Consider the following 15,118-nt stretch of genomic DNA (forward strand, 5'->3'; position numbering starts at 1 on the left):
TATTACTCTTAGCCATAACAATCCCATCAATGCTAATCTTCATTTCCCTATGTCAGAACTGTGGAAACTTCCGTTCAGGCACTGATTGCCTATGTGTTATCTGTTATAGTGAGCCCACTTTTTAGCCACAGATTAATTAAAGTTAGATATATCATGAAAAAAACCGCTGTGCTTTTCCGTTCTGTAGCCATCTCTGCCACTCTGTTGGCTTCAGCTACTGTTGCTGCATCTCCAGCAGTAGTACCTGAAGCTCCACAAATTGCGGCCAAAGGTTATATTCTTGTTGACTACAACTCAGGCAAAATCATTGCTGGTCATAACCAAAATGAAAAATTAGCGCCTGCCAGTCTAACTAAAATAATGACTAGCTATGTTATCGGTCAAGAAATCAAAAATGGCAATATTTCTCCCGATGATAATGTCGTTATCAGTAAAAATGCATGGGCTAAAAATTTCCCAGGTTCATCAAAGATGTTCCTAGAAGTGGGTAAAACCGTTAAAGTCTCTGATTTAAATCGCGGTATTATTATTGACTCAGGTAATGATGCTTGTGTTGCAATGGCCGAGCATATTGCAGGCTCACAACAATCTTTTGTTGAGCTAATGAATGGCTGGGCAAAAAATCTAGGCATGAAATCAACCCACTTTACTAATGTGCACGGCCTCGATAACCCAAATTTATACACGACACCTTACGATCTTTCTGTTCTTGCACGTGCATTAATTCATGATCTACCAAATGAATTTAAGATCTATGATGAAAAATCATTCACCTATAACGGCATTACCCAATATAACCGTAACGGTTTATTATGGGATCAAAGCATGCATGTTGATGGCTTAAAAACAGGCCATACAGACAATGCTGGTTACAGCTTGGTGAGCACTGCAACTGAAGGCAACATGCGCCTTATTTCCGTAGTGATGGGCACTGCAAGTAAACATGCTCGCCTTGCTGAAAGTAAAAAGTTATTAACCTATGGCTTTCGCTTCTTCACCACGCTAACGCCGTATAAAAAAGATCAAACATTTGTGACTGAAAAAGTCTGGATGGGTAACACCGATAAAGTTGATCTAGGTGTTAATGAAAATACTTATGTGACCATTCCTCGTAGCCAAGCGAAAGACTTAAAAGCAAGCTTCGTATTAACGAAAGAGCTTAAAGCACCGATTAAAAAAGGTGAGGTGATGGGAACACTATATTACCGCTTAGGTGATACTGATATCGCGCAATACCCATTAGTTGCATTGACAGAAGTAAAGCAAGGTAGTTTCTTTAGCCGCTTGGTTGACTATGTTGAAATGCTTATCCAAAGCTGGTTTTAAGTTGTTGTAATAGCACCCACCAGCCAAAATAAAGAAGCTGCCAACGGGCGGCTTCTTTAAGTTTACAAGCCTGCATACACATTTTCTAATAACCAAGATAATCACAACCTTGTTTTCCAGCTACTGACGCATTAAGATGCCAGCATATTACCGTGATTTGTGATCTATACCACGGTGTAAAACCAGAAAAACCTGAACCTTGGAGTTCTATTATGCAAGATTTAAATAAAGAGCAACCAAAACTTAAAGATTTACTTGAATTCCCTTGTAGCTTTGCCTTTAAAGTTATGGGTGAGAATAAACCAGAATTGGCTGATCGTGTTGTTGAAGTTATTCAAAAAACAATCCCTGGTGATTACGTTCCAACGACAAAGCCAAGCAGTAAAGGGACTTATACAGCAGTCTCTGTGACTGTTAACGCAACTAATATTGAACAAATTGAAACGCTATACAAAGAACTTGGCGCTATCGATATTGTGCGTGTTGTACTATAACAATCTAATACTACAACCAATGGCGACTATCTCTTAGTCGCCATTTTTTATGCCTCATTACCTTCCTCGCAGCTTTTCCCCTCTTTAATAGACTCACAATGTAATTGTCAAATATATTAATAATAAGTGAATAACTGGTTAATCATGCATATTTAAATAGTTTAGGTATAATAACTCCGTTCACAGCCATTCAATGGCGCTTTGCGTTATATCAATAAATAGGCACAAATTTGCAAACATCTCTTATTATTAGAAATCTGGGCCGTTGTGATTATCAAGCCACTTTTGATGCTATGCATCAGTTCACTAACGACCGCACCGACATGTCTGCCGATGAAGTATGGCTGGTTGAGCATCACCCAGTTTTTACTCAAGGCCAAGCTGGAAAACTAGAACACCTACTCAATACAGGTGATATTCCAGTGGTACAGAGTGATCGTGGTGGTCAAGTGACCTATCATGGCCCGGGTCAGCAAGTCGCTTATATATTGATTAATTTACGCAGAAAAAAACTCAGTGTTCGTGACTTAGTCAGCCACATCGAAAACACAGTTATTAATACCTTATCTCAATTTGGGATTACATCTAATGCTCGCCCTGATGCCCCCGGTGTGTATGTCGACAATCGCAAGATATGCTCATTAGGATTACGGATCAGGCGCGGCTGCTCTTTTCATGGTCTGGCACTTAATATAAATATGGATTTGGCCCCCTTTCAACGAATTAACCCTTGTGGTTATTCTGGAATGGAAATGACGCAAACTGCGTTATTAAATGGTCCCAATGAATTGATGGAAGTTCAGCCGGTACTCATTGAAGAATTAACAAAATTACTCGACTACTCACACGTCGAGTGGATGACGGAAAGCAATCAACTATGAGCAAACCAATTAAAATTGAACAAGGCGTTAAATACCGCGATGCTGATAAAATGGCATTGATTCCGGTGCGTAATGTTGCCCAAGAAGAAGCACCCAAAGAGGTGTTACGTAAACCTTCATGGATGAAAATAAAACTGCCATCTGACAGTAAGCGCATTCAAGAAATCAAATCAGCGCTACGAAAAAACAATCTTCACTCTGTATGTGAAGAAGCATCTTGTCCAAACTTAGCTGAATGTTTTAATCATGGCACAGCTACTTTTATGATTTTAGGTGCTATTTGTACTCGCCGCTGTCCATTTTGCGATGTTGCCCATGGTCGTCCGTTACCACCCAACGCAGAAGAACCAAGTCATTTAGCGCAAACAATTGCCGACATGAAGCTACGCTATGTAGTTGTCACTTCTGTCGATCGTGATGACTTACGTGATGGTGGTGCTCAGCATTTTGTCGATTGTATTAATGATATTCGAGCAAAAAGTCCCCAAATCCACATTGAAACCTTAGTGCCTGATTTCCGTGGTCGTATGGATCGAGCATTGGATATCTTCCGTGATACAGCCCCAGATGTATTTAACCATAACCTTGAAACAGCTCCACGTTTATACCGTAAAGCTCGCCCTGGTGCTAATTACCAATGGTCGTTAGATCTGTTAAAGAAATTTAAAGAAATCCACCCAACAGTACCGACCAAATCAGGCGTAATGATGGGGCTAGGTGAAACAAAAGAAGAGATCATTCAAGTATTAAAAGACCTTCGTGCACATGGCGTCACCATGCTAACCCTCGGTCAATACTTAGCACCAAGTCGCCACCATTTACCGGTTGAACGCTACGTAGCACCAGAAGAGTTCGACGAATTAAAACAAATCGCGCTTGATCTTGGCTTTACACATGCTGCTTGTGGTCCGTTTGTACGTTCTTCTTACCATGCAGATCTACAAGCTCAAGGCGTTGAAATTAAATAATTGGTTAGTTATTAATTTCCATAAAAAACCGCTTTAGTCATTCACTAAAGCGGTTTTTTAATAACCAAGATAACAAATTAGTTATTTAGCAAAAGCAGCACCAAATACGGGAGCAATTGAGTTTAATACTGACTCTGTTACTGGCTTACCATCATTATCCGTAATATTTAATGACGTTCGGTTACCGAGATCACCCACCAAAATACGATACTTATCATTGGTTAAGTTCATAGGCTTTGTACCAAGCTTAGTCCAAAATGCATCATCTGGTTGACGGTATTTAACATCAATCAAACCTTGTGAGCGATTACGATCTTCAACCGTAAAGCCAAGTTTTTGAAGCATTACCGGTAAACGTTCCCACATATCATCATAAGAAGCGCGGGCAATAATAATAGGTAAGCCGCTACGATCAGTACCCATCATGATAGGCACGTTTTTCAACTGCTCAGCCGCTGCAATACGCGCTTGTTCACGAGACATATTGTCGTATTTCGCCATCACTAAATTGGTCATTAAAATGCTATAGCGACGCTTATTATCTGCGCTAACAGGCTTAACCTTACCATCTTCGCGCCAATCGGTTAACGTAATACGGTAACTGTTGATATTCGGTGATTTTTCAATCGTATAACGGCTACTGATCTTGGTATCTTCATCTTCATTGGTCCAAGAAACCCAATCAGTATCAATACGATCAGCACTTTGTTTTACAATACCGACTTTATTATCAGCAATCAGCTGCTGAGTCACACGCCAGATCTTCATTAACTCATTTGATGACGGCATAAACAAGGTTACGCCTTGACCATCAATTGCTGAAGTGACACCAGGGATCAACTCTAGCACCTGCAACGGTGGACGAATATCAACCTTAGTACCGACTTCTCCCTTATAAACACGTTGTGGGATAGTGTAGTTAGTATTACTAAAAGGTTGAGCACCTGCTGGCAACGTCCAACTTTCAAGTGCTGGCGTATCAAGATAATTAAAATCTTGCGCTGCCTGACGGCGACTATCTGCACCACTAGAACATGCTGTAATGCTTGTCACTACGACAGCGGCTAATGCTAGCCGGTATTTATAATTCATTTATGCTCCTGCGCTCCTTGATTGTTACAATCACTCAATTAATAACGATGTATTACAATACGTTAGCGTCAATAAGTGCTTGTTTAACAATAGGCTGCTGTGATTCGCTTAAAACAGTAAGCGGAAGTCGTAAGTTATCGTGTTCAATTAATCCCATCTGGTGAGCTGCCCATTTCACAGGAATTGGATTCGCTTCAACAAACAGTTTGGTATGTAATGGCATCAAGCGTTGGTTTATTTCTTGAGCTGCTTCAATATTGTCATCTAAGGCTAAATCAAACATTGTAGCCATCTCTGCCGCGGCAATATTTGCGGTAACAGAAATAACCCCATGACCGCCTTCTGCAACAAAATCAACAGCTGTCGCATCATCACCACTTAATTGGATAAAATCTGCGCCACAAAGTTCCCGTGTTTTTTTAACGCGAGTAATATCACCGGTTGCATCTTTAATACCAATAATATTGTCAAGTTTTGCTAGTCGCGCTACTGTTTCAGGCAGTAAATCAACCGCAGTACGACCCGGCACATTGTATAAGATTTGTGGAATATCTGTCGCCGCTGCAATCGCTTTATAATGCTGATATAAACCTTCTTGTGTCGGCTTATTATAGTACGGTGTCACACTTAGGCAGGCCGCAATTCCAGTACCAGAGAACAGTTTAGTGATCGTTACAGCTTCATGAGTTGCATTAGCACCAGTGCCAGCAATAACAGGCACACGTCCACCAACATACTCTAGCGTTTTTAAAACAACTTTGACTTGCTCATCAACCGTTAGTGTCGTCGACTCTCCCGTTGTTCCAACCGAAATGATCGCCTTGGTACCCGCGTCAATATGGTAATCAACTAGCTTTTGTAGGCCGATGTAATCAACTTCACCTGATGAATCAAATGGTGTCAATAATGCAACCATGCTTCCTGAAAACATATTCGTCTCCCTTTGTTATATAGCGTAACGATTCAAAGCTAACAACATTAACAACCAATCAATAGGAATGGTTACGGTATATAGCTAGTTATAAGTCATGGTACTTTTGCATGACTATAAACTCAAGCAAAGGGTGACTGAAAACCCTTAACTGGCACGCTTTATCGTATTCATTTTTAAGTTGTCGTTAATGTTTAACGTTTCTAACACCAAATACAAATCTTTTTCAGCGATTATTATTGTTAACCATACAATTATAATAAAAAACTTTGTGATTATTGACCCTAATTTGCGCTCTTTTGAATAATCACTCTGTGCTAACATGCTAATAATGATCACGAAAAATGGCGCTAAATATGGAAAATTATCTCGTAATAACAGCAGTAGGTACTGATCGCCCTGGTATCACCGATGAGATCACCCATCTTGTCGCGCACAGTGGCTGTAATATCATTGATAGTCGAATTGCACTTTTTGGCTCTGAATTTACCTTGATTATGCTGCTCTCTGGGAATAGCAATGCCATCTCCAGAATTGAATCAACATTGCCTCTTAAAGGTCAAGAGCATGATTTAATCACGGTGATGAAACGTACCAATAAACACATTGCCCGTTTCTTTCCATATACGGCAGATTTTCATATTGAAGCCAAAGATAGCCCAGGGCTGATTAAACATTTCACCCATTTTATGGCCAGTCGAAAAATTGATATATCAACCTTAAGTGCCAATACCATTGAAAGTGGCCATGCTAATATTGATAATCAATTGGTGCTGCAAATTAGTACCAATTTACCTGAAGATTGTAATTTAGTGAGCTTACAAGAAGAGTACGAAGCATTGTGTAAGCAACTAAATGCTAATGGTACAGTTAATTTTATTGGCCACCATTAATAACTCATTCCACGAAATACGGCATAACAGCACATGTTATTACCTTAAACTTATTAAAAGGACAGCTGCATGAATACCCTAACAGCAGGAATGCTCGCCCCAACTTTTACTTTGCTTAATCAAGATGGTCAACCCGTTAGTTTAACTGACTTCAAAGGCAAAAAAGTACTGGCTTATTTCTACCCTAAAGCAATGACACCCGGTTGTACGGTACAAGCTTGTGGTTTACGCGATAGTAAAGCTGAACTGGATACACATAATGTGGTTGTATTAGGTATTAGTATAGATCCTGTTAAGCGCCTGCCTAAATTTATTGAGCGCGATAACCTTAACTTCACATTATTATCGGATGAAGATCATGCCGTTGCCGATCAATTTGGTGTCTGGGGCGAGAAAAAGTTCATGGGTAAAGTGTACGATGGTCTACATCGCATCAGCTTCTTAATTGATGAGAATGGCAACATTGATCATGTGTTTAATAAATTTAAAACGAAAGATCACCACCAAGTGGTATTGGATTATCTAAACCAATAATCATTTTCAAACAGCAACAGCGAAAAAAGGCCATTATCGGCCTTTTTGTTTAGCTCGTATTCTATGGTAAAAATCAGTAATTCACTGGCGGCACAGTATCTTTCATCAATAATGCTCCCCATACGGCCTTGACTAAGGTTGCTAATGGAATCGCGAAAAATACCCCCCAGAATCCCCATAGTCCACCGAAAACTAATACTGCAACAATAATTGCTACTGGGTGTAAGTTAACCGCTTCAGAAAACAGTACCGGAACTAATACATTGCCATCTAAAATTTGCACAATACCGTAAACGACTAATAACCACCAGAAATCAGGTGTCCAGCCCCATTGAAATAAAGCGACCATTGCAACAGGCACAGTTACTGCAGCGGCACCAATATAAGGTATCAATACCGATAAACCAACCAACACCCCCAATAGTACCGCATATTGAAGCCCCATAACCGCAAATACGATATAGCTCGCGATACCAACAATAAATATTTCAATCACTTTACCGCGAATATAATTAGATATTTGCTGGTTCATTTCGGCACTAACCTTACTGGCTAAACGTCGATTTTTAGGTAATACCCCAATAAATGACCGCAAAATAATATCTTTATCTTTAAGTAAAAAGAAGATCAATAACGGCACTAGGATTAAATACACTCCCAATGTCGCCAAACTGACTAATGATGATAATGAACCTTTAACAACACTGCCACCAAGTGCTAATACTTTCTCGCGTAAAGTATCTGTAAATACAGTAACTTGATGAGCTTGAACAAAATCAGGATAACGTTCAGGTAAGCTGGAAACGTATAGCTGCAAATCATTAAACATTTTCGGCACGTCAGCACTTAAATTAGAAATTTGATGCCAAATCGTCGGTACTAAACCTAATAATGCCAGGATCATTAATCCTGCAAAAACAATTAATACAATCGCAACAGCAAATGTTCGCGGCAGCCCCAACTGAGCCAAACGTGCCACTGGCGATTCAAGTAAATAAGCCAAAACGATTGCCACTAATAGCGGTGTAATTAACCCTCCAAAGAAATATAAGGTTAAAAACGCCCCAGCTAAAATGATCATTAAACTCACAGCATGAGGATCAGAGAATCGGCGTTGATACCAACTTTTTAACATATCCAACATGCGTTACTGTCCTTTTTTCACAATAATTACCAACTGATCAATCGCTTCAGCCTGTATATCAATAGTAAATCCATTATTTTGTAAATAACGAAAAATATCCGTTTTTGTACTGGATTGTAGAACTCTAATCACCAGTTTTTGAGTTAGCGATAAGTCTCTGCAGCTTCGCTTCACCATCAATAATGCTAACGGGCAACGGTAGGCCATAAGATCAAGCGTGAGGATTTCCATTCCAATAAAGTGACAGTGATTATCCATTGTCGTATTGTACCCTTAACCGCAAGGAATAAGCGAGATAACCACAAACGAATATCACGATAGCGAACCTAAGTTAAAATTTGCTGTCATAACAACGCGACAGGTTATCGATAATTATCCGTTATCCTATATTAATCGACATGGTGGTTGTATTATTAATATGTTCCAATTAGCTAAAGCGCCAAGGTCAATTTTACTGGCAGCCTTGCTCACTACAAGTTTATCAGCCGTTGCTAGTAATACCATATTACTGCCTGATATCGGTACCACTGCGGCATCGACACTAACGATTGATAAAGAAATCCAATACGGCGATATGTACATGCGCATGATGCGTGCCAGTCGTCCTATCATTAACGATCCCGTTTTATCTGAATATATTCAAGATCTCGGTCATAAATTAGTAGCTAATGCTGATGGTGTTAAAACGCCGTTTAACTTTTTCTTGATCCAAAATTATGACATTAATGCCTTTGCCTTATTTGGCGGTAATATTGGCGCCCATTCAGGGCTATTTTTACATGCTAAAACAGAAAGTGAATTAGCATCTGTTCTTGCCCATGAAATTGCCCACGTCACTCAACGACACCTTGCGCGAACTTTAGAAGATCAAGCTAAAAAAAATCCTGCCACGATGGCAGCCTTGATTGGTTCACTATTATTAGTCGTTGCAGCACCAGAAGCCGGTATGGCAGCCTTACACACCACCACCGCAGTATCAATGCAAGGAATGCTCAATCACACGCGTAGTAATGAAAAAGAAGCCGATCGGATTGGTATAGACACCCTTGCTAAAGCAGGATTTAATCCTCAAGCAATGCCCCATTTTTTTGGCCGTTTAGCTGAAAAATATCGCTATACCACTACCCTGCCACCAATGCTACTTAGCCATCCACTGCCTGAATCGCGTATCACCGACAGTCGTATGCGAGCTGATAATTATTCAACAGTAAGATTGCCACCGTCAGAGCGTTACTTATTAGCAAAATCACGGATCGTGGCACGTAACTTGGGTTTTAGTCAAACATCTGCGCTTAACTGGTTTAACACCGAGCTCAAAAAAGCACCTGCAAACCAACGCAAAGAGCTCAATTATGGTAAGGGATTGGTGTACCTTGATAACGGTCAATATACCAAAGCTCAACAATTACTGATGCCATTACTCACAGCAGAGCCCAATAATTTATTTTATATTGATGCCATGACTGATATAGATTTATATCAAAAGCATTATGATAAAGCGATTACACGTTTAGAAAAAGCATTGCAATATCAACCAGAAAATACTGTATTACAACTTAACTTAGCTAATGTCTTATTAGACGCTAAACGCTATAAACATAGTCTCAATATACTCACTCGCTACACCTATCAGCATTCAAATGATACCAATGGTTGGGCGTTATTGGCGCAAAATTATGCCAAACAAAACCAACGTGCTGGTGAGCTTGCTGCTATGGGGGAATTGGCAGCATTACGTGCTCAATGGAAACTTGCAATTAGTAACTATACGCAAGCGGCTCAACAAGCACCATTAGGTTCGCTCGATCAAGCTCGGTATGACGCACGGTTAGATCAATTGCGTATTCAACAAGCGCAATTTGAAGCCTTACGTTCTTCTTTTTAATTTTAACAAATTCAACAAGGACTCATGATGACAGTTGCTATTTACCATAATCCACGGTGTTCAAAAAGTCGTGAAACATTAACATTACTCACTGAGCGCGGTATTAAACCAACTATAATTAAATACTTAGAGACACCACCAACCGTTGAACAGTTACAACAACTGTACCGTCAATTAGGCTATAACACGGTACGAGAAATGATGCGTACTAAGGAACAACAATACCAAGAGTTGCAACTGAGCGATCCAAGCTTAACTGATATGGCATTATTTGAAGCAATGGTATCGCATCCTAAATTACTTGAACGTCCCATTGTGGTTAATAATGATAAAGCGGCAATAGGTCGTCCACCTGAGAATGTGTTGGATATTTTATAATGATTAAAATCTTAGTACTTTATTACAGCCAACACGGTAATACTCGTCAATTAGCCCGCCATATAGGCCGTGGTATTGAACAAATCGATAGCTGTGAAGCGGTACTAAGAACCGTTGCCGAGATAACAACAGCGGCAGCAATAACCCCAAATGCCCCGACAAACCAAACAATCGATCCCATTGTTAGTCATCACGATCTTAGCCAATGTGCTGCCATAGCAATGGGAAGCCCTGTTCGGTTTGGTAATATGGCAGCGCCACTAAAACATTTTTTAGATACGACCAGCAGTGAATGGTTATCGGGAACCTTGATAGGAAAGCCAGCTTGCGTATTTACATCATCGTCATCACTGCACGGCGGTCAAGAAACTACTCTACAATCAATGATGTTACCTCTGTTGCATCATGGCATGTTATTGGTAGGGATCCCCTATTCTGAACCCTTATTACATACCACCAGCCACGGTGGAACACCTTATGGTGCATCACACGTTAATCATGGCATTAATAAGCAGCTTCACCCAGATGAAATAGCACTTGCTCAAGCTATCGGCCGACGTTTAGCAACGATTGCAGGTAAACTCAATGGCTAAAAAAGGATCATTTCATGCCCCAAATGCGACCTTTAACCTATTTTGCACGCCAATCTGCACTATTGTGTCATTGTGGTTTAATTATTTTTATTGGCATATGGCAACTATTGCTGTCTCCCCACTTACACTTATCTGCTACTGTTATTGCTCTGGTATGGATAGCTCCACTATTATTGCCTCTTGTCGGAATGATCACCGCCAAACCTTATACCCATGCATGGGCAAATTTTATTTTAATGTTTTATTTTATCCATGCCACAACCCTTATAACGATAAACGAGGGTGAACGCAGCCTCGCAGCAATCGAGCTTATACTGGTAACATTATGCTTTATCAGTAATATCCTTTTTTCCCGTTTAAGAGCCAAAGAATTAGGGATTAAATTAAAACGCTTATCACAGGTTGAACGTGAAGAGCGAGTCCGTTATAACGGCTAATCTTTCCTCATTTAAACAGCAATAAAAAAGCCTGAGTACATAAAATACTCAGGCTTTTTTGCACTTATCAGCACTATCTATTCAGTTTAGAATGAAATTAGCTATTCCAATCATAAATATTTTGTGGTGATACCGTTAGTGGTGTCACAGATGACGGTGTTGTTGCAGTAACAGCCGATGCTGTCGTGGTAGCACTTGCAGGTGCAACAGCTGGCGTTGGTACCGGATCTGCAGCAAAAGCTACCGCTGATTGAGCCTGACTTACTTGATTGTCATGGCTGATCTCTTGACGGAATGCTTGCTCTGAACCTTGAAGATTCAATTGGAAAATAACACTGTTACCTTTAATCCGCATCGCATTAGCGCTACCCACGGTAGTTAAATTATTCAGCATTTTCTCTAGGGCAAAAAAATCTTCTGTCGACTGAATATTATCAACCTCAATATTAACCTTACCACCAGCAACACCGCCTAATGCTACCGCATATTTATTGGCTAAATAATCAGTCACTTTATTGATCATCTGCGTCGATGTTTGTGCCAATGTACCAGATGCGGTGCCCGTTATAGGTTGTGTTTCTGCTGTTGCAATTTTACTTGGTTGTTGGGGGTAAAATTGCCAATTCAAGCTTACAGTACCATCGGGTTGTTGCTGTGCTTTAACCAGTAACAAGCCATTAGCATGATAACGATGACTTGCCGCAGCTATCGGATCAATAAAATTACCCCAAAGATCTGACACATTAACTGCTGTTGCATCTGTTATATCACCGACTGGAAATGTTAATGGTAATCCACGGCTATCTGCTGCTTGTTTAGTATCATTAACCAACGCGTTGGTTGATTGATCCCACAAAATATTACGTTGCTGGCCATCACTATCAACCATCCATACTAAAATATTAGGACGTTGATCTTTCCAAATACTGGCTTTTGACTGTATCAATAACTGCTTGATCTGATTTTTATCAAAGCTTAGATCAAGCGCACGTTGGCCATCAACTTGGCTGTAACCAAATTGGCTTATATAACGACCACTGTTAGTAATTGCCGCTTTAATTGCCGAGTTATTAAGAATATCAGTATTGCCTGATATTTTGACCAACACATTTGCCAGTCCTTGCTCGCGCGCAGCTTGATCAGCTTGCTGATCACTTCCAATCAAAGCGACCTGGGTTTGATAAAGATCATTTACCGTCGCAGCACGTACTGGCAATGCCAATACTGCTAAAAATAATAATGCAAATCGCAACATAGTAAGACTCATGGTTAATTCAAAAAATAGACCTAGTAAGGCAGACAACAGGTTTTATCATTGGTGCAGTATCATAGCGCACAGTTTGTAAATTTCATTCGACAATTTCGACAATATAATTTTATAACTCACATTTTTGACTGCGAGATGGCTATTGTCATGCAAATAAAGCGCCAATCGTTCTAAATCTGAACAATTATGAGTATATTTTAACTTTTATGCATATAGGTTATCGTTTGCTTCCATGCTAGGATTGCGCGATTTTTTTTACTTATGGATAAATACCATGATGCAGGTTCTTCAAGGTGCGCAAATGCTATTTGTAGCATTTGGTGCTTTAGTTCTGGTGCCGTTACTTACCGGCTTAGATCCTAATGTTGCTTTATTTGGTGCTGGTGCTGGCACACTGTTATTTCAAGTCGTGACTAAACGCTCTGTCCCTATTTTTCTCGCCTCATCTTTCGCTTTTATTGCTCCAATGATGTATGGCATTCAAACATGGGGAGTTGCTAGTACCATGGGGGGCCTAATGATGGCGGGTGTAGTCTATGTGATCATGGGTGGCATTATTAAAGTTCGTGGCGTTGGTTTTATTCATCGTCTACTACCTCCGGTTGTCGTTGGCCCTGTGATTATGGTTATCGGTTTAGGACTAGCGCCTGCCGCAGTTAATATGGCGGTTGGTAAAACTGGTGGTGGCGATGTTCAATTGATTGCTCACGATACCGCATTATGGATCTCTGCGGTTTCTCTTACCGTAACCATTATTTTAAGTGTGTCCGCTAAAGGTATTTTGAAATTAATCCCAATCGTCGGTGGCATTAGTGCAGGCTACATTACTAGCCTTGGTTTTGGAGTTATTGATTTTACACCTGTCATCCAAGCAAGCTGGCTGGCAGTACCAAACTTTACTCTACCCGAGTTCAATATCAATGCGGTGTTATTTATGATCCCGGTGGCGATTGCGCCGGCGGTCGAACATGTTGGCGATATTTTAGCGATTTCAAATGTTACTGGTAAAGATTACCTTAAAAAGCCAGGACTACACCGTACTATGGCTGGCGATGGTATTGCCACCATGGCTGCATCACTTATTGGTGCACCGCCTAATACGACTTACTCAGAAGTAACCGGGGCGGTAATGCTCACTAAAGCGTTTAATCCAGCGATCATGACTTGGGCTGCTGTTACCGCTATCGTATTGGCTTTTGTGGGTAAACTTGGTGCGGTATTACAAACCATTCCCGTTCCTGTGATGGGCGGCATTATGATTTTATTATTTGGGTCGATTGCTACCGTTGGCTTAAATACACTAATCAAAAATCAAATTGATTTACATAAAGCCCGCAATCTAGTGATCGTTGCAGTAACCTTGGTATTTGGCATTGGTGGTATGGCATTTGGTATTGGTGAGTTTAGCTTACAAGGTATTAGTTTATGTGGCATTGTTGCGATCTTACTAAATCTTATTCTGCCGCAAGATTTAGGTGAAAACAATGTGGTTGATAATGCTCAAATTGAAGATACTGAACATTTGTAATTGTCACGATAATTTATTGCCAATCACAACCAATAGTTAAAAAAACCGGACTCACTTAGTCCGGTTTTTATATCAGTTATAAACAATAAAATTATTATTTAGTACCGAAAATCTTATCGCCCGCATCACCAAGACCAGGAACAATATAGCCCTTGTCGTTTAGCTTCTCATCAATAGCTGCTGTGTATAGTTCTACATCTGGGTGGGCTTTTTCTAGTGCTGCAATACCTTCAGGAGCAGCAACAAGTACCAACACTTTAAATTGTGTACAACCATGCTCTTTTAATAAATCAAGCGTTGCGATCATTGAACCGCCAGTTGCTAACATTGGATCAACAACCAATGCAATACGCTCATCGATATTTGAAGCTAATTTATTAAAGTATGGTACAGGCTCTAACGTTTCTTCATCACGGTAGATACCAACAACACTAATGCGTGCACTTGGCATGTGTTCTAATACACCATCCATCATGCCTAAACCAGCACGAAGAATAGGTACTACCGTCACTTTTTTACCCTTTAGCTGATCAATCTCAACTGGACCGTTCCAGCCTTCGATCATCACTTTTTCTGTTTCGAAGTCTGAAGTCGCTTCATACGTTAATAGGCTACCAACTTCGGTTGCCAGTTCACGAAAACGCTTAGTGCTGATATCACCTTCACGCATAAGACCGATCTTATGTTTAACCAGTGGGTGTTTCACCTCAACGACTTTCATCTTGACTCCTGGGTACTAAATTATAAAAAATAAAAAATCGCATTAT

16 protein-coding genes and 1 pseudogene are annotated in these 15,118 nt (G+C 40.2%); 11 read left to right on the forward strand and 6 right to left on the reverse strand.

The features are described 5' to 3' along the window. Window positions 1–153: 153 nt before the first annotated feature. The 4 genes from BTN98_RS09290 (at window position 154) to lipA (ending at window position 3,669) form a co-directional block, all read left to right on the forward strand. Window positions 154–1,326 (forward strand): serine hydrolase, encoded by a 1,173-nt coding sequence (locus BTN98_RS09290; RefSeq protein WP_061000186.1) that lies wholly within the window; start codon window positions 154–156, stop codon window positions 1,324–1,326. 212 nt (window positions 1,327–1,538) lie between these two features. Then, complete coding sequence (gene ybeD / locus BTN98_RS09295) at window positions 1,539–1,820, forward strand: DUF493 family protein YbeD (protein ID WP_061000189.1); 282 nt, start codon at window positions 1,539–1,541, stop codon at window positions 1,818–1,820. Window positions 1,821–2,050: 230 nt separating this feature from the next. Next, the gene (gene lipB, locus BTN98_RS09300) at window positions 2,051–2,701 is read left to right on the forward strand and encodes a lipoyl(octanoyl) transferase LipB (RefSeq protein WP_061000190.1); all 651 of its coding nucleotides are present in this window, start codon (window positions 2,051–2,053) and stop codon (window positions 2,699–2,701) included. Beyond that, complete coding sequence (gene lipA / locus BTN98_RS09305) at window positions 2,698–3,669, forward strand: lipoyl synthase (RefSeq protein WP_061000192.1); 972 nt, start codon at window positions 2,698–2,700, stop codon at window positions 3,667–3,669. The genes lipB and lipA overlap by 4 nt, the downstream gene beginning before the upstream one ends. 81 nt (window positions 3,670–3,750) lie before the next feature. On the opposite strand, the gene bamC is transcribed toward lipA, so the two are convergent. Both bamC and dapA read right to left on the reverse strand, forming a co-directional pair. Continuing rightward, window positions 3,751–4,761 carry an outer membrane protein assembly factor BamC gene (bamC, locus tag BTN98_RS09310; RefSeq protein ID WP_061000193.1) on the reverse strand — a complete coding sequence of 337 codons (1,011 nt, stop codon included), beginning with the start codon at window positions 4,759–4,761 and terminating at the stop codon, window positions 3,751–3,753. Between the two features lie 52 nt (window positions 4,762–4,813). After that, the gene (gene dapA, locus BTN98_RS09315) at window positions 4,814–5,692 is read right to left on the reverse strand and encodes a 4-hydroxy-tetrahydrodipicolinate synthase (RefSeq protein ID WP_061000196.1); all 879 of its coding nucleotides are present in this window, start codon (window positions 5,690–5,692) and stop codon (window positions 4,814–4,816) included. Window positions 5,693–6,048: 356 nt separating this feature from the next. On the opposite strand from dapA, the gene BTN98_RS09320 reads away from it, so the two are divergent. Together BTN98_RS09320 and bcp are read left to right on the forward strand one after the other, a co-directional pair. Further along, complete coding sequence (locus BTN98_RS09320) at window positions 6,049–6,585, forward strand: ACT domain-containing protein (RefSeq protein ID WP_061000197.1); 537 nt, start codon at window positions 6,049–6,051, stop codon at window positions 6,583–6,585. Between the two features lie 69 nt (window positions 6,586–6,654). Then, a complete protein-coding gene (bcp, locus tag BTN98_RS09325; protein WP_061000199.1) occupies window positions 6,655–7,119 on the forward strand; it encodes a thioredoxin-dependent thiol peroxidase in 465 nt (154 codons plus the stop codon). Between the two features lie 73 nt (window positions 7,120–7,192). Here the strand turns inward: bcp and BTN98_RS09330 are convergent, their stop codons facing one another. Together BTN98_RS09330 and BTN98_RS09335 are read right to left on the reverse strand one after the other, a co-directional pair. Then, complete coding sequence (locus BTN98_RS09330; protein WP_061000201.1) at window positions 7,193–8,263, reverse strand: AI-2E family transporter; 1,071 nt, start codon at window positions 8,261–8,263, stop codon at window positions 7,193–7,195. 3 nt (window positions 8,264–8,266) lie between these two features. Then, window positions 8,267–8,521 carry a sulfurtransferase TusA family protein gene (locus BTN98_RS09335; protein ID WP_231730729.1) on the reverse strand — a complete coding sequence of 85 codons (255 nt, stop codon included), beginning with the start codon at window positions 8,519–8,521 and terminating at the stop codon, window positions 8,267–8,269. A gap of 160 nt (window positions 8,522–8,681) precedes the next feature. Between BTN98_RS09335 and bepA the strand changes: the two genes are divergently transcribed. Genes bepA through BTN98_RS09355 form a run of 4 tightly spaced genes read left to right on the forward strand, consistent with a single transcriptional unit; the run spans window position 8,682 to window position 11,556 of the window. Beyond that, window positions 8,682–10,148 (forward strand): beta-barrel assembly-enhancing protease, encoded by a 1,467-nt coding sequence (bepA, locus tag BTN98_RS09340; RefSeq protein ID WP_061000208.1) that lies wholly within the window; start codon window positions 8,682–8,684, stop codon window positions 10,146–10,148. A gap of 27 nt (window positions 10,149–10,175) precedes the next feature. Continuing rightward, a complete protein-coding gene (arsC, locus tag BTN98_RS09345) occupies window positions 10,176–10,526 on the forward strand; it encodes an arsenate reductase (glutaredoxin) (protein WP_061000210.1) in 351 nt (116 codons plus the stop codon). After that, a complete protein-coding gene (gene wrbA / locus BTN98_RS09350) occupies window positions 10,526–11,119 on the forward strand; it encodes an NAD(P)H:quinone oxidoreductase (RefSeq protein WP_061000211.1) in 594 nt (197 codons plus the stop codon). Before arsC ends, wrbA begins: the two co-directional genes overlap by 1 nt. 14 nt (window positions 11,120–11,133) lie before the next feature. After that, window positions 11,134–11,556 (forward strand): DUF2069 domain-containing protein, encoded by a 423-nt coding sequence (locus tag BTN98_RS09355; protein ID WP_061000213.1) that lies wholly within the window; start codon window positions 11,134–11,136, stop codon window positions 11,554–11,556. A gap of 97 nt (window positions 11,557–11,653) precedes the next feature. On the opposite strand, the pseudogene BTN98_RS09360 reads toward BTN98_RS09355, so the two are convergent. Next, window positions 11,654–12,748 (reverse strand): annotated as a pseudogene (locus tag BTN98_RS09360) (DUF2066 domain-containing protein); the annotation flags it as partial. A 349-nt stretch (window positions 12,749–13,097) separates the two neighbouring features. Between BTN98_RS09360 and BTN98_RS09365 the strand changes: the two are divergent. Next, a complete protein-coding gene (locus BTN98_RS09365; protein WP_065190201.1) occupies window positions 13,098–14,351 on the forward strand; it encodes a uracil-xanthine permease family protein in 1,254 nt (417 codons plus the stop codon). 94 nt (window positions 14,352–14,445) lie between these two features. On the opposite strand, the gene upp is transcribed toward BTN98_RS09365, so the two are convergent. Beyond that, window positions 14,446–15,072, reverse strand: a complete 627-nt coding sequence (gene upp, locus BTN98_RS09370; RefSeq protein ID WP_061000219.1) for a uracil phosphoribosyltransferase — start codon at window positions 15,070–15,072, stop codon at window positions 14,446–14,448. Between the last annotated feature and the right edge of the window lie 46 nt (window positions 15,073–15,118).

The organism is Photobacterium aquimaris, from assembly GCF_002954455.1.
GTDB lineage: Bacteria > Pseudomonadota > Gammaproteobacteria > Enterobacterales > Vibrionaceae > Photobacterium > Photobacterium aquimaris.